The organism is Desulfobacula sp., assembly GCF_030145145.1.
Classification (GTDB): Bacteria; Desulfobacterota; Desulfobacteria; order Desulfobacterales; family Desulfobacteraceae; genus Desulfobacula.
In genome coordinates this window covers 25,262-44,385 of the sequence record NZ_JAQYWD010000033.1, presented here as the reverse complement: position 1 = coordinate 44,385, position 19,124 = coordinate 25,262, and the positions used below count along the sequence as shown (strand labels likewise).

Below are 19,124 nucleotides of genomic sequence, written 5' to 3'. Positions count from 1 at the left end.
ACCGGAGGGAATAAATAAACTGTTTTGTCCATTTTGCTTGACATCAAAAAGAAATTCATTATTCTAGAACACAAGTTTTTGTTTTAACAATAAGAGATTTTACTTATCATGCCCGGTAAAATATTCTTTTGATCAGGGTGAAGTGAAGGAAGAAGCGGTGGTTACAATAATTACAACATCTGATGCTGAACGTAAAATGCTGGCGGATGCAGGCTATGCTGATCCGGCAATCAATTATTATCTTGAAAAAAAATATATGGGGTATATTGAAAATGCGGATCAGGTGTCTGAAAACGTTGGATCCTGTGGCGATACGATGAAGGTTTACCTGAAAATTGATGACAATCATCTCATCAAAGATGTCCGGTATGAAATCACAGGTTGTGCCGGTGCGATATCGGCTGCAATGGCAGCTGTTGATCTGGTAAAGGGTAAAACCATTGACGAAGCATTAAAAATTAACGATGGGGATGTTTTTAAAGTCCTTGAAAATATCCCGGAAAAAAAGCATCATTGTATTCAGCTTGCTGTCAAGACGATGCACAAGGGACTTCAAGAATATAGAGCCGAAAAAGTCGTGTAAATGATTTATCCCCCTGAAATGATGCCCATTAATTTCAGGGGGACACAACAAAAGCAACACCGACTTCCCCCACCCCCCCTGATTAAACTTTTGTTTTTCACGCTTGTTTGTATTTTTTTATTGTCCGGATGCGTCCGATCTTCTGACTTTCATATTAAGAATTTTGCCAAAACAGATATTGATGTCATCTCTGAAATCCACATGAACCAGGCGATCTCCCTTCTAAAAACCCTGACCCAAAAACTTTACAAAAGAAATCCCTTTGAATTGCAAAAGGGTAACGGCCAGACAATGGATTCCCGCCTGAACCAGATTTTTCAATGTCCGGCCCTTGAAAAACACCCGGAATTAAATTTCAAAGACAGTACCGATGCCATTTTACTGGGCCTTGAACCCGAATTCAAAGGGGATCGGATCTTTGCATTGATGGTGGGGTTATACACCATGATTCATAAATCATATAACAGCAAGTGTGAACTTTTCATGCTGGATTACCTGAATGAACAGACCCTGTATAACAGTGCCAGAAATATTGAAATCTTTGTCTGGCGACTGAAAAACCGGTACAAGGATAACGGTCAATTATTCGTCCTGACCAATAGCCTTGACGGCGAGGTGGAAAACCTGAGTTATGAACGAATTTTCGGAAAACTGGTTTCCCTCCAGGATACCATGGCGTTAATCGTAGCCACCCGGACCGGACGGGTGATAAAAGAAGTCGTTCAAATAGCGGGCATGGCATTTTTCCCCATCGGCATTTAGTGTTTGAACCGCTCTTAGAGGCGCCCAAACACCTAATTTCCGGTCAGGCACTATTCAAGGTGTCAAGGGGCTAACATTTTCTCAAACCGCTGCAATTGATTTTCGTAATACGCTTTTTTATCCGTTGACCGTCGCCGGGCCTCCCTTGCTGCTGTTACGGCATTCGGGATATCATTATTCACAAAAAGTGCTTCAGCATAGGTGTCGAAGACAAAGGCGTCTTTTTTTTGTGTCAATGCCCGGCTGGCATATTCCAGGGCCTTTTTCCCATTTCGGTACCCCGGTTCCGGGCAGGTGGCAAAAAGCCAGGACAAATTGTTTAATGCATGAACATTTTCCGGGTCCACCCGCAGGACATTTTCATATGAATCAATGGCTTTTTCATAATTTTTTTTATTATAATAATAATCACCGACCACCGCATACAGATCCGAATTTTCAGGGTCAACATCCAGTTGTTGAAACAGAATTTTTTCAGCAATAAAATTGTCAAATACATCCTTGGCCATCCCGTAATTAATGGAATAGCCTATACCAAAAACCAGGCTCACCAGGACAAAATATCCGGCAATCATTTTTTTGACCCTTAAATGATGGGCGTGTATCAAGGCCGGGTTTGATTGACAGTTCTCCAGGAATCGAACGCGTTGACCGATACTGTAATGGTGCCAATTGGGTTTATCAATGGGTTGCCGGGAAAAGGATGCAATCTTGTAAAAGGTTGAAATAAGAGCGGCTGCACCATTGGCAAGATGATAGGCATGAAGATCTGCCTGACGTTCAAAATTTCGCATAAAAAACCCGAATACAAATCGGAAATACACGACAAAGCTGCCAATGAGCGTCACACTGATCAGGATTGGATGCGCAGACGCTTTTCCAACCCCCATGCGTGCAAACAAATCATACACCGGTTCCAGGATATACAAAAACAGCATAACCGGTTCAAAAAAAACGAAATTACAGGCAATAAACCCGGCAAAGAAGAAAAGATAAAACACCATATGATGTTTTTGGACGTGACCGATTTCGTGCAGCATAACGGCATCCAATTCATCATCATTCAGTGATTTCAGCAGTGCGGGGGTCACAAGGATATAGCGAAACCGCCCGACAAGCCCCATCACACCTGCAGTGATCATTGTCCCGCCAAACAGGTTCCACCTTAAAATATCGGAATATGTCATCCCGGCTTTTTTACAGACTTTTTCAATCCTGCTTCTGGCATATCCCGGCTCCAGGGGGCTGCAATTCCATAGCCGCCGGATTAATACCGGCCCAAAGATGGCGATGGCAATCAGGAACAGGGCAATATAACCGATTTCGCCTGCAGGGGTATGCAACACCGTTTCCAGGGGCTGCCAGGGTATAATGCCAAGGATATCGGCAATAAGCGACAGGCAGAACCAGGGCAGGAGCGCCGGCAATGAAAACGCAATATTGGATAAAACATAGTCCTTTTTCGACACTGCACTGGAAAAAATTCGCTTTTGCACCCGGTATGCTTCATTCCAGACCATCATGAGATAAAAGAGAAATACCCCAAGAAAAAAAAGGGCTTCTAGGGTGGGTAGCGTATCAAAAATGGGGATGCCGGAAAAAAGACGCTTTAATTTAAATCCATAAATATTGACGGTAAAAATTATCAGGGCCAGCACCGACAACCGTGAAATATAGGCATGAACAAACGGATCCATATTCGCATAAAGATTTTTTAAGGCTTTTCGTTCAAGCCGTTTGAATGCCATATGACAAATAAGAACAAATAAAGCACTGGCCCCAAGGCTACCGGAAATAAGGACAATATCAACCTCTTTTACCGTCTCAAACAGGTCAGAGGTTGTATAGATAACCAATGCAATGAGAAAAAATAAAAAATTAGAAAACATTCAGATGACCCCCTGGGAAGCAAAGGTATTCAACACCAGCCAGGATTTTACATCAAATTTAATCTTGTTGTCGGACAGAAGATCCGAAGCCTGATCCTGGGACAGCATCAGCACCTCAATGTCTTCCGAGGCCTCATTGAAACGGGTTGTGGGACGACCGTCACATTCAACAAACACAAGGCTGACGGACTCATCAGTCATACCGGAAGAGGAGAAAACAGCCGGGCTTTTTTTCAACACTCGTGTAAGGGTTAATCCGGTTTCTTCAAAGAGTTCTCTTTTTCCGGTCTGCTCCACAGACTCTCCCTCGTCCATAAGGCCTGCCGGAAATCCGTATTGATAATCGTCAAGGGCAACCCTGAATTCTTTTATCATCACCAGTTTTTTTTCCTGCATATGATACGGCACAATGACCACTGCATCTGGTTTGCGATCCGTTTTTTCAAAGGGGTTTAAGCGATCTGATCGTGATGCGAAAATCCATTGTTTTTCACGATTTACCCGATCCATATATTCAATTAAAAAAAGATTCAGGTGGTTGCAATCCGTTATTTTTTTTACCGTATTGATTTTCATAAAGACTCCTTGTCAGAAAATAAGCATGCAAGGAACAAATACTACCCAATCTGATTTATTTTTACAATGAAAGAAACGGTTCGTTTAAGCCGGGCTTACGTACATTAAATATTTGAACACAAGCCAGAAATGACAGGCACTTCCCAACAGGACAAACACGTGCCATATCTCATGGAATCCGAAAATACCGGGAAAAGGATCGGGTTTTTTAATCGAATAAACAATGGCCCCAACGCTGTAGAACAATCCGCTTAAGGCCAACCAGAAAAGACATGCCGGCTCAAGGGATTTCACAAGCGGATAAATGGCAATCACACACAGCCACCCCATGATCAGGTAAATCAGGGTGGAAATCCATCGGGGGACATTCATGGCAAAAATTTTTAATGCCATGCCACAAATGGCAAACCCCCAAACCGTCCCCAAAATACTCCATCCCCAGGGGCCGCGCAACGGCACAAGACAGATAGGGGTATAAGAACCGGCAATCAACATGAAAATCATAATATGATCAATCCGCCGAAACACCAGCAATGCCTTTTCAGATAACTTCAATCCATGGTAGAGGAAACTTGCGGTGTACATTAAAAACATGGAGGTGCCAAAAACGGCAAAGGAAACCACATGCCAGGCATCCGCCCTGATGGCGGCATAGACGACCAATACCGTCAGTCCGGCAATGGATGCCAAAGCACCGGCCATATGGGATATGGCATTTACCGGTTCTCTAAAAACTTTTCCACATTTACACATGGGATCAATATAATTTCTGATTTTATTAAATAACATTGTTTTTTTTAATATTACATTTCTTTTACCCTGACCCTTCGGGCAGACCCTGATATCGCCAAATAAAGTGCTTGAAAAATATTGCGAATATGCTAATAGGTATAAGGGCCTTAAAAATTCATGTTATACAACCGTATATGCAATTCTTAACAGAATTGTTCAAGATCAATTAATTTTAATTAGATGGAGGGAGTATTTATGAAGTTATTCAAAGTAATCGCTGTTTGCGCTACTGTTCTGGCCATGTCCACATTAACCATGGCGGGAACACTGGAAGATGTTAAAGCGAAAGGGTTTATTCAGGCGGGCGTCAACGGCAGTCTTTTTGGTTTTGGAAAAGCTGATGACAAAGGGGTCTGGAAAGGTCTGGATGTGGATTGTGCCAGGGCAGTTTCCGTTGCCGTATTTGGCAACCCTGACAAATTAAAATTCACCCCTCTGACTGCTAAAACAAGATTTACCGCATTACAGTCCGGAGAAATTGATGTCCTTTTCCGAAATTGTACCCAGACCTTAAGCCGGGATTCAGCACTTGGCCTTGATTTCGCTGTAGTCAATTACTATGACGGTCAGGGATTCCTGATTCCCAAAAAACTGGGCGTAAAAAGTGCTAAAGAACTTGATGGTGCAACCGTTTGTGTGCTTCCGGGAACGACCACGGAATTGAATGTGGCTGATTATTTCAGGGCCAATGGAATGAAAATGAATCCGGTTGTCATTGAAAACACGGCAGAGCTTGCCAAGGCCTTTTTTGCCGGCAGATGTGACTGTTTAACCTCTGATGCGTCCCAACTGGCAGGAACCCGGGCCGTGGCACCAAACCCTGATGATTACATGATTCTTCCTGACATCATTTCAAAAGAACCACTGGCACCGGCGGTAAGACATGGTGATAACCAGTGGAAGGATATTGTTAATTATTCCGTACTGGCGCTGATAAATGCTGAAGAGCTGGGCATTACATCTAAAAATGTGGATGAGATGCTGAACAGCAAAAATCCAAAAGTCCAACGATTTTTAGGCGTTACAAAAGGCAATGGAAAAGCCCTGGGCCTGGATGAAAAATTCGCTTATAATATTATCAAGATGGTGGGCAATTATGGCGAAATCTTTGAAAGAAACGTTGGGGTAAATACTCAGCTGGGTATTGAAAGAGGGCTGAATGCACTGTGGACGGACGGTGGGTTAATGTACTCTCCGCCCTTCAAGTAGCCCATCCCGCTGCATATCATTGTGGTGCAATGAAAATTGCACCATCTTTTAATATTTATAAAGAGTATTAGAACCGTCTAATGAATAACGCTATCCATCATAAAAATTCCAGCCACATATCGTTCTGGTATGACCCTGACAAACGATCCATCATTTACCAGATTGGCGCGGCCTGTTTGTTTGCTTTTGTCGCATGGTACCTGGTTTCCAACACAATGGCCAACCTGGAACGGCAATCCATTGCGACGGGCTTTGGTTTTTTAAATCATGAGGCGGCTTTTGAAATCGGAGAGTCACTCATCGAGTATTCGGCGGCAGACCGGTATATTCGAGCCCTTTGGGTCGGGTTTTTAAACACCTTGCTGATTTCATTTATCGGCATCATCCTAACGGTTATTCTTGGCACATTTCTCGGGATTGCCCGATTATCAAAAAACTGGCTGATCAACAAATGTGCTGCAGGATATATTGAACTCTTCCAGGATATACCGGTCCTGCTCCAGCTTTTTTTCTGGTATGCTTTTTTTTATGAAATGCTGCCGTCCCCAAGAAATGCCATACATCCCTTCAATGGGTTGTTTTTATGTAACCGGGGGTTCATTTTTGGCATTCCGCAAGCCCATCCGGTTTATACATATATGGCAATGGCCTTCATCATTGCGGTTATTGTTATCTTTTTCTTAAAAAAATGGGCAACCAAAAGACAAAATTTAACGGGCCAGACATTTCCGGTTTTATATACTTCCGTGGCGTTAGTCATTGGACTGCCTTTAGTATGCTGGCTCATTGGCGGTGCACCGACGGATATGAATATTCCGGTATTAAAAGGATTTAATTTCAAAGGTGGATTAACGATCAGCCCTGAATTCGCGGCCCTGCTTTTAGGACTTGTCTTATATACGGCAGCGTTTGTTGCTGAAGTGGTGCGCGCCGGTATTCAATCCGTCAACAAAGGTCAGACGGAAGCAGCAATGGCTATCGGGTTAAAGCCGGGACAAATTTTAAATCTCATTATTCTGCCCCAGGCATTGCGGGTTATTATTCCGCCTTTAACAAGCCAGATGCTCAATTTAACAAAAAACAGTTCTCTTGCAGTCGCAATTGGATATCCGGATTTTGTTTCGGTGGCCGGAACCGCCATTAACCAGACCGGTCAGGCGATTGAGGGTGTTATGTTGATCATGATTGTCTATCTTATCTTCAGTTTATCAACCTCGGCCTTCATGAATTGGTATAATGAAAAAATGGCCATCGTGGAAAGGTGAGGATGATAAGACAAGGGTTTATGGAATACCATGCAAACAAATAACAAGACAGAAACAATCAAACCGCCCCTGGCAAGTGTTGGTATTCTGGGATGGATGAGGGAAAATTTATTCAGCAGTCCCTTAAACACCATACTGACGGTTGTGATTGTCTGTATCCTGTGGTTTTCAGTTGTGCCGTTTTTACAATGGGCACTCGTTGACAGTTGCTGGCTGCCGGATGCCAATTGCCGGCAAAGAGATGGGGCCTGCTGGTCACTCATCTCCAGCAATTATAAAATTATCCTGTTTGGATTTTATCCCCAGGACATCTTGTGGCGTCCCATCACCGCAATTGCCCTGCTGGTATCATTACTCGTCATCAGCAGGAACAGAAACTACTGGCATGCAGCGCTGGGATATGCCTGGATTGTTTCACTGATAGTGATGGGCATCTTGTTAAAAGGGGGAGTTTTAGGGCTGGAACCCGTGGATATTGAAAAATGGGGCGGCATCATTCTGACCCTGCTCCTGTCTGTTTTTGGTCTAACCGCAGCCTACCCCCTGGGTATTTTTCTGGCCCTGGGACGGCAATCAAAAATGCCGGTGATTAAAACGTTTTGTATTTTTTACATTGAACTGATACGGGGGGTTCCGTTAATCAGTTTATTGTTCATGTCTTCAGTGGTTTTTCCCTTATTCCTGCCGGAAGGGGTCTCCATAAATGGGATATTGAGAGCCCAGGTGGCCATTATCATGTTTACGGCAGCCTATATTGCAGAAGTTGTCCGGGGCGGATTACAGGGAATGAACAAGGGACAATTTGAAGCCGCAGACGCCATTGGATTAGATTACACCCAGACCATGCGGCTCATTATTTTACCCCAGGCATTAAAAATTGTGATCCCGCCATCGGTCAGTGTTTTAATTTCTGCTTTCAAAGATACCTCCCTGGTTGTGATCATCGGATTATATGATTTACTGAAAACAACACAGACAACATTGTCAGAACCAAAATGGATGGGATTTTCAGCAGAAGCCTATATATTTTTGGCCCTTATCTATTTTATCTGCTGCTTTTTCATGTCTAACTATAGCCGAAAGCTGGAAAAAGAACTGAATACCAGTTTAGAATAATTATGATTGACACTACAAGGTATAAAGCGATTATTTATGAACGAAGAAACGAATCAAAAAATCGATATTTCAAGTGAAGATATCGTCATTAAAATTGTTGATATGCATAAATGGTACGGCGATTTTCATGTGTTAAAGCATATTAATCTCGATGTTAAGCGCAAAGAACGGATTGTTGTCTGCGGTCCGTCCGGATCGGGAAAATCAACCCTGATCAGATGCATCAACCGGCTTGAGGAACACCAGAAAGGACAGATCATTGTCGATGGCATTGAACTCACCAAAGATCTTAAAAACATTGAAAAAGTTAGGTCTGAAGTGGGCATGGTGTTTCAACATTTCAATTTGTTTCCCCACCTTACCATTCTTGAAAATTTAACCATCGGACCTATCTGGGTAAGAAAAACACCCAAAAAAGAAGCGGAAGAGATTGCCATGGTTTATCTTGAGAAAGTCCAGATTGCAGAACAGGCAGCAAAATTTCCAGGACAATTATCCGGTGGTCAGCAGCAACGAGTGGCCATTGCCCGAAGTCTGTGCATGAAGCCCAATATCATGCTGTTTGATGAGGCGACATCGGCCCTTGATCCTGAAATGGTAAAAGAGGTGCTTGATGTGATGATAAGCCTGGCACAGGATGGGATGACCATGATTGTTGTCACCCATGAAATGGGATTTGCAAAAAGTGTTGCCCACAGGGTTCTTTTTATGGATGAAGGCGAGATCCTTGAAGAGAATAACCCCACCGATTTCTTTGAAAATCCCCAACATGAAAGAACCCAGTTCTTCTTGAGCCAGATTCTTCATTAGGTTTTTGGGCGGTAATTATTCTTGAAAACACGGTATCTATCTGATAAAAAGAAAGGTCATCAAAAATTTTCACACCAAAAGGAACCATATGATTAACGTAGGTATTGCAGGAGCATCAGGGTATACAGGCATTGAGCTTGTCAAACTGATTTCCAATCATCCCCAAGCGACGTTGTGTGCCGTCACCTCAAACAGTTACAAAGGAAAGGCATTAACAGATCTTTTTCCTTCCATGAGAGGGTTTGAATCCCTGATTTGCGAAGATCTGGATATCCCGGCTCTCGCCCGAAAAATAGATGTCATATTTTTAGCGTTGCCCCACAAAATATCCATGCAGTATGTCCCTGCTCTGCTGGAACAGAACATAAAAGTGATTGATTTGTCTGCCGACTACCGGTTTACAGATGCGGCAGCATACGAATCCGCTTACCAGGTCCATACCTCAAAACATCTCTTAAACGAAAGTGTATATGGTCTTTGTGAAATATACAGGGACCAGATCAAGACATCTTCCCTTATCGGAAACCCGGGTTGCTATCCCACCAGCATTCTATTGCCCCTGCTACCCCTTTTAAAGGAAGGACTGATCCGACCTGCCGGCATTATTTCAGATTCAAAATCCGGCGTAAGTGGTGCCGGACGGTCCCTGTCACTTTCCAGCCATTTTTGTGAAGCCAATGAATCCTTCAGCGCCTATAAAGTTGGCAACCACCGGCATACCCCGGAGATCAATGAAATTTTAAGCCTGCAGTCGCAACAGCCGGTGACCATCACCTTTGTGCCACACCTGTTACCCCTGACACGGGGAATGATGTCAACGATTTATGCCCAGGCAACCGACATTGCAACGGAAACCATGATCAGAGACACCTATGATGCATATTATGGGGATGAACCATTTGTACGGCTGCTGGACAAGAACCTGTATCCGGCAATCTCCCATGTCAGGGGGACAAACTGCTGTGATATCGGCATTCACTTTGATGAAACAACTCGCCAGATCATTCTGGTTTCCGCCATTGACAATCTTTTAAAAGGGGCCGCAGGCCAGGCGGTTCAAAACATGAATCTCCTGTTTGGACTGGACGATGCAACAGGATTAAATTGGGTTCAGGGATTTTTATAATGGACAGGGTGGTCTCAACATTGAAAAAAAATTTTCATTCAGAAGGATCATGATGAGGAAAAGAATTAAAATATGGTTTCATCCCGGTGCCACCTCTGATATCAAGGAGTTTTCCATCCACAAAACCGTATTATGGGGTGTCTTGTTCATGGCTGTTTCGGCTCTTGCCGGCACCGCCGTTATTGGATATGATTACTTTCGCTTGAAAAACATCGCATTTGACGCCACCCGTTTAAATCAAACCGTTGTTCAGCAAGATGCTGAAATCAAACACCAGAGAGGTCAAATCCAGAATTTTGCCGGTGAAATTGAATCCCTGAAAAAACAGCTGGATAATCTGTCTAAATTTGAAACCCAGGTGCGGCTCATCGCAGGAATCCAGCAAACCAGTAATTCCAGCGGGTTGATTGGTATCGGGGGAATCCCCCAGGATGAGTTGGACCTGGATATTCCGTTGGAGCAAAAGCACACCGCCCTGATTCGTGAAATGCACCAGCAGGCAAACCAGACAAATCTTACAGCCCAGAAACAAGCCCTTAATTTTGAAAACCTGATTCAATTGCTGGAACAAAAAAGAAACCTTCTGGCATCCTGTCCGTCCATAAAACCGGTGGACGGATGGATCACGTCAAAATTCGGATATCGGGCATCTCCCTTCACCGGAAGAAAAGAATTTCATTCCGGACTGGATATTTCAAATAAAAGCGGCACCAAAATTGTTGCAACGGCCAATGGCAGGGTCGCCTATGCCTCTGGAAAGCGGTTCTTCGGCAATCTGGTGGTGATTGATCACGGGCACGGCCGGGTCACCAAGTACGGTCATTTGAAAAAAATACTGGTCCAACCGGGGCAGGAAGTTAAGCGGGGGGAGGTCATTGCCACACTCGGCAACACAGGCAGGAGCACAGGTCCCCATGTACATTATGAAATTCAATTGAATGGAACCCCTGTAAATCCTTTGAAATATTTCCTGAATTAGTTCATATTATTTTTTTCTTTGTTTTTTTCTCAAAACACAAAATTAATTTTAATTTTTTGTTTTAATTTCACCAATTAATGCTTATATGTTTTATTCGGAACGCTAAAAATTATATTTAATGATAGGTAAACATTCAACATGGTATTCAACTTTTTCACGAAGATCTTTGGATCTAACAATGACCGGATTATAAAAACCCTCCAACCGATTGTTGCGCAAATTAATCATCTTGAACCCCAAATGCAACAATATTCTGATGAGCAGATAGCGCAACGAACAATTGAATTCAAAGAAAGCGTTAAAAACGGCATAGCGCTGGATGATATTTTACCGGAAGCGTTTGCCCTGGTCAGAGAAGCTTCTGTCAGAACCCTTGGGCTTCGGCATTTTGATGTTCAGCTGATTGGCGGAATTGCCCTTCACCAGGGAAACATTGCTGAGATGAAAACCGGTGAGGGAAAAACATTGATGTCCACCCTTCCCGCTTACCTGAATGCCTTGTCCGGAAAAGGGGTTCATATTGTTACGGTAAATGATTACCTGGCAAAAAGAGATGCCGAATGGATGGCAAAAATTTACAATTTCCTGGGACTCAGCGTGGGGGCAATTCTCCATGACATTGATGACCAGGAACGAAAACGGTCCTATAATGCGGACATCACCTATGGCACAAACAATGAGTTCGGGTTTGATTATCTCAGGGACAACATGAAATTTGATAAAAATTCTCTTGCCCAGAAAGAGCTCAATTTTGCCATTGTGGATGAGGTTGACAGTATTCTGATTGATGAAGCCAGGACACCGTTGATCATTTCCGGACCGGCTGAAAAATCCACCCATTTTTATTCCCAGGTCAATCTCATTATTCCGGCCTTTGAACGGGACACGGATTATACCATTGACGAAGAATCTAAAAGCGTTTCTTTAACAGAAGCCGGAATTGCCAAGGGGGAAGGCTTCCTCAAAGTGGACAACCTGTATGATCCGCTAAACATTGAACTGCTCCATCATTTGAACCAGGCCCTGAAAGCACACACCCTTTTCAAACGGGACACGGACTATATCGTTAAAAACGATCACGTCATTATTGTTGATGAGTTTACAGGACGGTTGATGGAGGGTCGACGTTACAGTGAAGGACTTCACCAGGCCCTTGAAGCAAAGGAAAACGTTAAAATCGAAAATGAAAATCAAACCCTTGCTTCCATCACCTTTCAAAATTATTTCAGAATGTATCACACCCTTTCCGGTATGACCGGTACAGCAGAGACCGAAGCGGCTGAATTCAAAAAGATATATGATCTGGATGTCCTGGTCATCCCGACCCATAGGGAAATGATCCGCACAGATTTTCCAGATCTGATATACAAGACAAAAAAAGAAAAATATGACGCCGCCATACGAGAAATCATCCGGCTGTCTAAAAAAGGGCAGCCGGTTCTTGTGGGAACGATTTCCATTGATGTGTCTGAAGATATGAGCACAAAGCTCAAAAAAAAGGGAATCAAACATACGGTGCTCAATGCAAAACACCATAAAGCAGAAGCGGAAATCGTTGCCAATGCCGGACAAAAAGGTGCGGTCACCATTTCCACGAACATGGCCGGTCGCGGTACGGATATTGTCCTTGGAGAAGGGGTTAAGGAACTTGGCGGTCTCCATATTCTCGGAACATCCCGCCATGAATCCAGGCGAATTGACAATCAGCTTCGGGGGCGGGCCGGTAGACAGGGAGACCCCGGATCCTCAAGATTCTATCTATCCCTGGAAGATGATCTATTGAGAATTTTCGGCGGCGACAGGATCCATGCGGTGATGGACAAACTGGGGATTGAGGACGGTGAGCATATTGAACATTCATTTATCAGCAAGGCCATAGAAAATGCTCAGTCCAAGGTAGAAGGTCATAACTTTGAAATCAGAAAGCACCTGCTGGAATATGATGATGTCATGAACCAGCAGCGGGAGGTCATTTATCAACAAAGACGGAAAGCACTGCTTGAGAATAACTTAAAGCCGGTTGTCATGGAAATGATTGAAGACCAGGTGTATGATATTGTTGATGAATTTGTGGTGGAAAAGGCCCCGATTCAGCAATGGGATCTGGACGGACTTGAAAACCGGATCAAACAATTATTTACCATTACGCCTGACCTTGAAACTGGCGTAAAGAATAATCACACGGCCCAACAGCTGTCGGAAATGCTTTTTGACCATATAAGGGAACGGTACAATCAACGGGAAGCGGCCATTGGAGAAGAGATCACCAGACAAATCGAACGGCATATCATTCTGCAGACGGTCGATACCCGGTGGAAAGAGCATCTATTGTCCATGGACCATTTAAAAGAGGGTATTGGGCTGCGGGGCTATGCGCAACAGGACCCCCTGCGGATTTATAGAAAAGAAGGGTTTGACATGTTCCAGGACCTGATGGAACGGATAAAAGAAGAAATAGTGGATATTTTATTCAAGATCCGGATATCCGAATCATCCCAGGTAGAGGAAATTCAAAAAAAGGAGCAGGAAAATCTAACATTTTCCCATTCAGATGGTTCCAGCATAAAACAGCCCGTGAAACGATCCTCTAAAAAAATAAAGAGAAATGACCCCTGCCCCTGCGGAAGCGGTAAAAAATACAAAAAATGCTGTATGCATTAGGAGGTTTTAGATTAATGGCATCCACTGATTCCAAAACAACAGAAGACGTTTCCTCCAGGGCAAAAACTGTTCATCCGCCCATGTATAAGGTCATCCTCCATAATGATGATTATACAACCATGGAATTTGTTGTGGAAATTCTTACAACCGTTTTTGGAAAATCACTTGAAAAAGCAACGCAAATAATGCTTAATATACATAATAAAGGGAAAGAGATGTGTGGTATCTACCCAAGGCAGATAGCAGAGACCAAGGTGGAAACAGTTCATAATCTGGCAACCAATAAAGGCTTTCCTTTAAAAAGTACAATGGAAAAGGAGTAGGTATGATAAGCAAAGAACTAAGTACAGCTCTCGGTTTTGCCGTACGGGAAGCGAAAAAAAGAAGGCATGAGTATGTATGTGTGGAACACGTTCTTTATGCAATCCTTAACCATGAATCAGGCGCCGAAACAATTGAAAAATGTGGTGGTAATCCTGAACAGATAAAAGAAGAACTTGAAAAATTTTTTGATGAAAAATTAACAAGAATTGATTCAAAAGAAGAATATGTGCTGCAACAGACCATCGGGTTCCAGCGAATGATACAGCGGGCCATCAACCAGGCCAGATCCGCTGAAAAAAGCGAAGTCAATTTAGGGGATATTCTGGCATCCATTTTCCAGGAAAAAGATTCCCATGCCGCTTTTTACCTCGAATCAGAAGGCATTACCCGTCTGGATGTGTTAAAATACATTTCACATAGTGTCAGCCCTTCGGGGAAAACCCCCCCGCCCCTGGATCCATCCCAAAAACTATTCAAGCCCTCGGATATGAAAACCAAGCGGCAAAAGAAGAAAGATCCCCTGGAAAATTTTACGACAAATCTGTTGCAAAAGGCTTTGGATAAAAAGATTGATCCGCTCATCGGAAGAACCGATGAGTTGGACAGGGTCATGCAGATTCTGTGTCGCAGAAGAAAAAACAATCCGATTCTGGTGGGAGACCCGGGTGTGGGAAAAACCGCCATTGCAGAGGGGCTTGCCTTAAAAATAAACGAAAAGAGCGTGCCGGATCTCCTGGAAAATTGTGAGCTGTTCTCCCTTGATATGGGGGCACTCCTTGCAGGAACAAAATATCGAGGGGACTTTGAACAGCGCCTGAAAGATGTTATCAATGCCCTTGAATCCAAAGAAAACGCCTTGCTGGTAATCGATGAAATCCATACTGTTGTCGGTGCCGGTGCAACCACCAGCGGTTCAATGGACGCGTCAAACATTTTAAAACCGGCCCTTTCTTCCGGGGATATTAAATGTATCGGTACCACCACCTATGAGGAATACAAAAATCATTTTGAAAAAGACCGGGCATTTTCAAGACGATTTGAAAAGGTTGAAGTGTCAGAACCGTCCCTTGATGAAGCGACTCAAATACTGACAGGACTTAAACCATTATACGAAGAACATCACGGCCTGACATACCCGGCCGCAACGATTGAGGCGGCTGCCTATCTGTCGGATAAATATATCAATGACCGGTGCCTGCCGGACAAAGCCATAGATGTGATTGATGAAACCGGTGCCTATCTTCGATTGAAGGGAAAGGGTCATCGAAAAATTGTCAGCTCAAAAGATATTGAAGAAATTGTGGCAAAAATTGCCAAAGTGCCGGTCACGAGTGTTACCTCAAAAGATAAAGCCAATCTGGAATCTTTGCCCAAACGACTGTTTAAGGTCATCTTCGGGCAGGATGATGCCATCCAGACCCTGACCACGTCCATTAAACGGTCAAGGGCAGGTCTTGCTGCACCGGATCGCCCCATTGGCTCGTTCCTTTTCATGGGACCCACCGGTGTCGGTAAAACAGAGGTGGCAAAACAGCTGGCCTCTCATCTGGGGATAGAGTTCTTACGGTTTGACATGAGCGAATACATGGAAAAACATTCCATTTCCAGGCTTATCGGGGCACCTCCGGGGTATGTCGGATTTGACCAGGGCGGAATTTTAACCGACAATATCCGAAAACATCCCCATTGTGTTCTGCTGCTTGATGAGATTGAAAAAGCCCATATGGATCTGTATAACATCCTGTTACAGGTTATGGACTATGCAACCCTTACCGATAACAACGGCAAATCAGCGGATTTCAGAAATGTTATCATTATCATGACCTCCAATGCCGGTGCCAGGGAAATGAGTGCCAATGCCATTGGATTTGGTTCCCAGGTCTCAGATTCCGATTCCAAGGGATTAAAAGCGGTTGAACAAACATTCAGTCCTGAATTCAGAAACCGGCTTGACGGTATTGTCCAGTTTAACCATCTATCACCCCAGGTCATGGAGATGATTGTTGATAAAAACATGAAAGAACTTAAATCCATGCTCAAGGCCAAAAAAATTACCCTGCGCTACTCTGAAAAAGTTCGATCATTTCTTGCAAAGGAAGGCCATGACCCCAAATTTGGTGCCCGGCCGTTGGCAAGAATTATTCAGACCACCATAAAAGACAAGCTCACGGATGAGATTCTTTTTGGCCGACTGGAAAAAGGGGGTAAAATATCCATCAGCCTGAGGAATAATAAGCTTAATTTTATATTTAAGAACTGAATGCCCCTTTTCAGGTTATCAAAAAGATTGGATTTTCCCCCGGCATGGCTTGCAAGATCTGACGGCCTGCTATGTATCGGGGGGGATCTATCTCCCGAAAGGATCCTGATGGCTTATAAAAATGGGATCTTTCCGTGGTTTTCAGAAAAAGAACCTTTTTTGTGGTGGTCTCCGGACCCAAGACTTGTTCTCTACCCAGAAGACATCAATATTTCAAAAAGCCTGAAAAAAAAAATCAAGAAGAATCAATTTACCGTTAAGGTGAACACGGCATTTGATCAAACCATTCTTTCCTGCGCAAAACCAAGAAACGATGAAGGTACATGGCTTGTAGAAGAAATGATAGATGCTTACTCAACCCTTCATGCAATGGGATACGCCCATTCTGTTGAAACCTGGCGGGAGGACAAATTAGTCGGCGGGCTGTATGGACTTTGCATCGGCGCCTCTTTTTTCGGGGAATCCATGTTTTCCCTTGAACGTGATACGTCCAAAATGGCTTTGGTGGCGCTGGCAAATCATGTCAAAAAGTATCACTTTGATCTGATTGACTGTCAGGTAACCACAAGCCATCTCCTTCGCATGGGTGCCACTGAAATTTCCAGGAATTCCTTTCTTGATATCATCCGTCGATCTGTTAAAAAAAAATTGATCACAGATATCTGGACCCCCGGTACCCGCCTGGCGATTCTTTGAACACGCCTTTCAAGGGGCGCTGTCAAAAACTTGACAAAAAAACTTTAAGCCTCATTATGGGTTAGGGACTCGGAAACAAATAATTATACAAAATATGGCGTAGTATTTCAGCTCGTGTTCAAGGCGCATCAAAGGGAGCATATTGAAATATGTGCTCTTTGATGCAACGAAGAAGACGAGCTGAAAGACAAGCAAGATGGAGTAATTGTTTATTTCCGAGTCCCTAAGATTACCCAAACACATAAGGAGCAAAAAAGTGCTGTTAAAACTATTTTTATGTTTTACCCTGATCCCTGTTATTGAACTGTATCTGCTGATAAAAGTCGGCACCGTCATCGGGGGATTGAATACCATTCTGCTGGTGCTTCTGACGGGATTTATCGGCGCCTGGCTTGCCAGAATGGAAGGCATGAATACCATGATGAAACTCAGGATGAACTTGCAGCAGGGACTGATGCCGGCAGAAGAGTTGCTTGATGCGGTTATCATTTTTATTGCCGGTATGGTATTGATCACACCCGGGCTGATTACTGATATTTTCGGGCTGCTCCTGTTGTGGCCGGTAACACGGAATAAATTCAAGCGAATGGTAAGAAAAAAATTCGATGACATGCAATTGAAGGGCAATGTTAATATAACCCGTTTCCATTAATGATAAGGAGGACTGCCCATGTTTTTAGAATTGATCAACACGAGACGAAGCATCAGAAAATTTAAACGGACCTCTGTAGAAAAAGAAAAAATAAACACCCTTATTGAAGCCGCCCTGAGATCCCCTTCTTCAAGAGGTCGCAACGCCTGGCAATTTATTGTGATTGACGACATATCCCTTCTTGAAAAGCTTTCCCAGGCCAAGCCCCATGGTGCCGGTTTCTTAAAAGGCGCTCCCCTTGGCATCGTGGTTTGTGGCGACACATCCACGAGTGATGTCTGGATTGAAGATACTGCCATTGCCTCTATTTTTATCCATTTGGCCGCCCATGACATGGGACTTGGCAGTTGCTGGATACAAATTCGAGAAAGAGATCATACGACATCCAAAAGTGCTGATGCTTATATTAAAGACCTGTTACACATACCTGATCATCTAATGATTGAATCCATTATTGCCATCGGCTATCCTGATGAAATAAAAAAAGGGCATGAAAAAAATGCATTACCGTCCGGCAAAGTGTCTTTTAATACTTACACCCTGAAAGATTAAGTGGACATACGAACTGAAATTCTCCAAATGGTTCAAAAAAAGGAGAGTGAGCTGCCAACGCTCCCGGTTGCTGTTGATAAAATTATCAGCGTTGCATCTGATGAAAAAACAACAACCCAGGAACTGTTAACGGTTATCTCCTATGACCAGGGAATGACCACAAAATTATTAAAACTGGCCAACTCCATTTACTATGCCCAAAAAATAAAAGTTGAAACCATTAAACGGGCCATCACAATTATTGGGTTTGAGGAAATCATCGGTATTGCCCTTGGCATGGGGATACTGTCATCTTTTACGGAAAAAACAGGGCTCAGTCTCGACATGAAAGCCTTGTGGATTCATGGTATCGGTGTAGCAACAGCTGCCAAGGAACTGGCGAAAAGAACAGATCCGGGTTTAGCAAACAAGATTTTTATTCCCGCGCTTCTCCACGATATGGGAAAGGTTATCTTTTCCGTATACTTTAAAGAGGAATACACACGCGCCAGACAATTTGCCATCGAGAAAAAAAAACCGTTATATTTTGCTGAAAATGCCCTTTTTAAGATAGATCATGCCGTACTTTCAGCACTGATGATGAAACGATGGCATTTCCCTCAGTCTATTATACTGCCCTGTCGGTTCCATCACCACCCGGAATCTTCCCCCATTAAATTCAAACATCACGCGTTAATTATTAATCTGGCAGATTACCTGACTCAAAAGGCTGGAATTGGGTATAGCGGAAATCCATTTCCCGTTGCCATTAAAGATTCTCCCCAAAAGATCGGTATCAGTCCATCAATATTAAAACTGACCCTGGATCTGCTGAAACGGAAAGAAGATGAAATTAATGATTTTTTTAATATCACAACCGGGGCATAACCGGC

18 protein-coding genes are annotated in these 19,124 nt (G+C 43.5%); 15 read left to right on the top strand and 3 right to left on the bottom strand.

Annotated features, from left to right (window positions below):
* Nucleotides 1-157 precede the first annotated feature (157 nt).
* A complete protein-coding gene (locus tag Q1Q15_RS18145; protein ID WP_300463140.1) occupies nucleotides 158-583 on the top strand; it encodes an iron-sulfur cluster assembly scaffold protein in 426 nt (141 codons plus the stop codon).
* Nucleotides 584-1,345 carry a hypothetical protein gene (locus Q1Q15_RS18140; protein ID WP_300463138.1) on the top strand — a complete coding sequence of 254 codons (762 nt, stop codon included), beginning with the start codon at nucleotides 584-586 and terminating at the stop codon, nucleotides 1,343-1,345.
* 62 nt (nucleotides 1,346-1,407) lie between these two features.
* Here Q1Q15_RS18140 and Q1Q15_RS18135 read toward each other — a convergent pair whose 3' ends face one another.
* From Q1Q15_RS18135 to Q1Q15_RS18125, 3 genes are all read right to left on the bottom strand, one after another.
* Nucleotides 1,408-3,234, bottom strand: coding sequence for a M48 family metallopeptidase (locus Q1Q15_RS18135; protein ID WP_300463135.1), 1,827 nt, complete (start codon nucleotides 3,232-3,234; stop codon nucleotides 1,408-1,410).
* Nucleotides 3,235-3,810, bottom strand: a complete 576-nt coding sequence (locus Q1Q15_RS18130; RefSeq protein ID WP_300463132.1) for an NUDIX hydrolase — start codon at nucleotides 3,808-3,810, stop codon at nucleotides 3,235-3,237.
* Nucleotides 3,811-3,894: 84 nt separating this feature from the next.
* On the bottom strand, nucleotides 3,895-4,599 hold the full coding sequence (locus tag Q1Q15_RS18125) for a hemolysin III family protein (protein ID WP_300463129.1): 705 nt from the start codon (nucleotides 4,597-4,599) through the stop codon (nucleotides 3,895-3,897).
* Nucleotides 4,600-4,797: 198 nt separating this feature from the next.
* Here Q1Q15_RS18125 and Q1Q15_RS18120 point away from each other — a divergent pair, with 198 nt between their 5' ends.
* The 13 genes from Q1Q15_RS18120 to Q1Q15_RS18060 all read left to right on the top strand — a co-directional run bounded on the left by Q1Q15_RS18120 (nucleotide 4,798) and on the right by Q1Q15_RS18060 (nucleotide 19,119).
* Nucleotides 4,798-5,811 (top strand): amino acid ABC transporter substrate-binding protein, encoded by a 1,014-nt coding sequence (locus Q1Q15_RS18120; protein WP_300463126.1) that lies wholly within the window; start codon nucleotides 4,798-4,800, stop codon nucleotides 5,809-5,811.
* Between the two features lie 80 nt (nucleotides 5,812-5,891).
* Nucleotides 5,892-7,076, top strand: coding sequence for an amino acid ABC transporter permease (locus Q1Q15_RS18115; RefSeq protein WP_300463124.1), 1,185 nt, complete (start codon nucleotides 5,892-5,894; stop codon nucleotides 7,074-7,076).
* 30 nt (nucleotides 7,077-7,106) lie between these two features.
* Complete coding sequence (locus Q1Q15_RS18110; protein ID WP_300463121.1) at nucleotides 7,107-8,192, top strand: amino acid ABC transporter permease; 1,086 nt, start codon at nucleotides 7,107-7,109, stop codon at nucleotides 8,190-8,192.
* Between the two features lie 36 nt (nucleotides 8,193-8,228).
* A complete protein-coding gene (locus tag Q1Q15_RS18105) occupies nucleotides 8,229-9,002 on the top strand; it encodes an amino acid ABC transporter ATP-binding protein (protein WP_300463118.1) in 774 nt (257 codons plus the stop codon).
* An 88-nt stretch (nucleotides 9,003-9,090) separates the two neighbouring features.
* On the top strand, nucleotides 9,091-10,128 hold the full coding sequence (gene argC / locus Q1Q15_RS18100; RefSeq protein WP_300463115.1) for an N-acetyl-gamma-glutamyl-phosphate reductase: 1,038 nt from the start codon (nucleotides 9,091-9,093) through the stop codon (nucleotides 10,126-10,128).
* A 49-nt stretch (nucleotides 10,129-10,177) separates the two neighbouring features.
* Nucleotides 10,178-11,107 (top strand): M23 family metallopeptidase, encoded by a 930-nt coding sequence (locus Q1Q15_RS18095; RefSeq protein WP_300463113.1) that lies wholly within the window; start codon nucleotides 10,178-10,180, stop codon nucleotides 11,105-11,107.
* Nucleotides 11,108-11,245: 138 nt separating this feature from the next.
* On the top strand, nucleotides 11,246-13,768 hold the full coding sequence (gene secA / locus Q1Q15_RS18090; protein WP_300463111.1) for a preprotein translocase subunit SecA: 2,523 nt from the start codon (nucleotides 11,246-11,248) through the stop codon (nucleotides 13,766-13,768).
* Nucleotides 13,769-13,782: 14 nt separating this feature from the next.
* Nucleotides 13,783-14,091 carry an ATP-dependent Clp protease adapter ClpS gene (clpS, locus tag Q1Q15_RS18085; RefSeq protein ID WP_300463108.1) on the top strand — a complete coding sequence of 103 codons (309 nt, stop codon included), beginning with the start codon at nucleotides 13,783-13,785 and terminating at the stop codon, nucleotides 14,089-14,091.
* Between the two features lie 2 nt (nucleotides 14,092-14,093).
* Nucleotides 14,094-16,352: an ATP-dependent Clp protease ATP-binding subunit ClpA gene (gene clpA / locus Q1Q15_RS18080; RefSeq protein WP_300463106.1), complete on the top strand. Its 2,259-nt coding sequence runs from the start codon at nucleotides 14,094-14,096 to the stop codon at nucleotides 16,350-16,352.
* Nucleotides 16,353-17,048, top strand: coding sequence for a leucyl/phenylalanyl-tRNA--protein transferase (aat, locus tag Q1Q15_RS18075; protein WP_300463104.1), 696 nt, complete (start codon nucleotides 16,353-16,355; stop codon nucleotides 17,046-17,048). It begins immediately after the preceding gene.
* Nucleotides 17,049-17,304: 256 nt separating this feature from the next.
* Nucleotides 17,305-17,700 carry an FxsA family protein gene (locus Q1Q15_RS18070; RefSeq protein ID WP_300463101.1) on the top strand — a complete coding sequence of 132 codons (396 nt, stop codon included), beginning with the start codon at nucleotides 17,305-17,307 and terminating at the stop codon, nucleotides 17,698-17,700.
* An 18-nt stretch (nucleotides 17,701-17,718) separates the two neighbouring features.
* On the top strand, nucleotides 17,719-18,252 hold the full coding sequence (locus Q1Q15_RS18065; RefSeq protein WP_300463099.1) for a nitroreductase family protein: 534 nt from the start codon (nucleotides 17,719-17,721) through the stop codon (nucleotides 18,250-18,252).
* On the top strand, nucleotides 18,253-19,119 hold the full coding sequence (locus Q1Q15_RS18060; protein WP_300463097.1) for an HDOD domain-containing protein: 867 nt from the start codon (nucleotides 18,253-18,255) through the stop codon (nucleotides 19,117-19,119).
* The last annotated feature ends 5 nt before the right edge of the window (nucleotides 19,120-19,124 follow it).

Excerpts from the sequence above, each read along its gene's own strand:
- Q1Q15_RS18140 (WP_300463138.1), top strand. The coding sequence starts at position 584 with ATGATTTATCCCCCTGAAATGATGCCCATTAATTTCAGGGGGACACAA.
- secA (WP_300463111.1), top strand. The coding sequence starts at position 11,246 with ATGGTATTCAACTTTTTCACGAAGATCTTTGGATCTAACAATGACCGG.
- argC (WP_300463115.1), top strand. The coding sequence starts at position 9,091 with ATGATTAACGTAGGTATTGCAGGAGCATCAGGGTATACAGGCATTGAG.
- Q1Q15_RS18105 (WP_300463118.1), top strand. The coding sequence starts at position 8,229 with ATGAACGAAGAAACGAATCAAAAAATCGATATTTCAAGTGAAGATATC.
- clpA (WP_300463106.1), top strand. The coding sequence starts at position 14,094 with ATGATAAGCAAAGAACTAAGTACAGCTCTCGGTTTTGCCGTACGGGAA.
- Q1Q15_RS18135 (WP_300463135.1), bottom strand. The coding sequence starts at position 3,234 with ATGTTTTCTAATTTTTTATTTTTTCTCATTGCATTGGTTATCTATACA.
- aat (WP_300463104.1), top strand. The coding sequence starts at position 16,353 with ATGCCCCTTTTCAGGTTATCAAAAAGATTGGATTTTCCCCCGGCATGG.
- Q1Q15_RS18115 (WP_300463124.1), top strand. The coding sequence starts at position 5,892 with ATGAATAACGCTATCCATCATAAAAATTCCAGCCACATATCGTTCTGG.
- Q1Q15_RS18120 (WP_300463126.1), top strand. The coding sequence starts at position 4,798 with ATGAAGTTATTCAAAGTAATCGCTGTTTGCGCTACTGTTCTGGCCATG.
- Q1Q15_RS18130 (WP_300463132.1), bottom strand. The coding sequence starts at position 3,810 with ATGAAAATCAATACGGTAAAAAAAATAACGGATTGCAACCACCTGAAT.
- Q1Q15_RS18065 (WP_300463099.1), top strand. The coding sequence starts at position 17,719 with ATGTTTTTAGAATTGATCAACACGAGACGAAGCATCAGAAAATTTAAA.
- Q1Q15_RS18110 (WP_300463121.1), top strand. The coding sequence starts at position 7,107 with ATGCAAACAAATAACAAGACAGAAACAATCAAACCGCCCCTGGCAAGT.
- Q1Q15_RS18125 (WP_300463129.1), bottom strand. The coding sequence starts at position 4,599 with ATGTTATTTAATAAAATCAGAAATTATATTGATCCCATGTGTAAATGT.
- clpS (WP_300463108.1), top strand. The coding sequence starts at position 13,783 with ATGGCATCCACTGATTCCAAAACAACAGAAGACGTTTCCTCCAGGGCA.
- Q1Q15_RS18095 (WP_300463113.1), top strand. The coding sequence starts at position 10,178 with ATGATGAGGAAAAGAATTAAAATATGGTTTCATCCCGGTGCCACCTCT.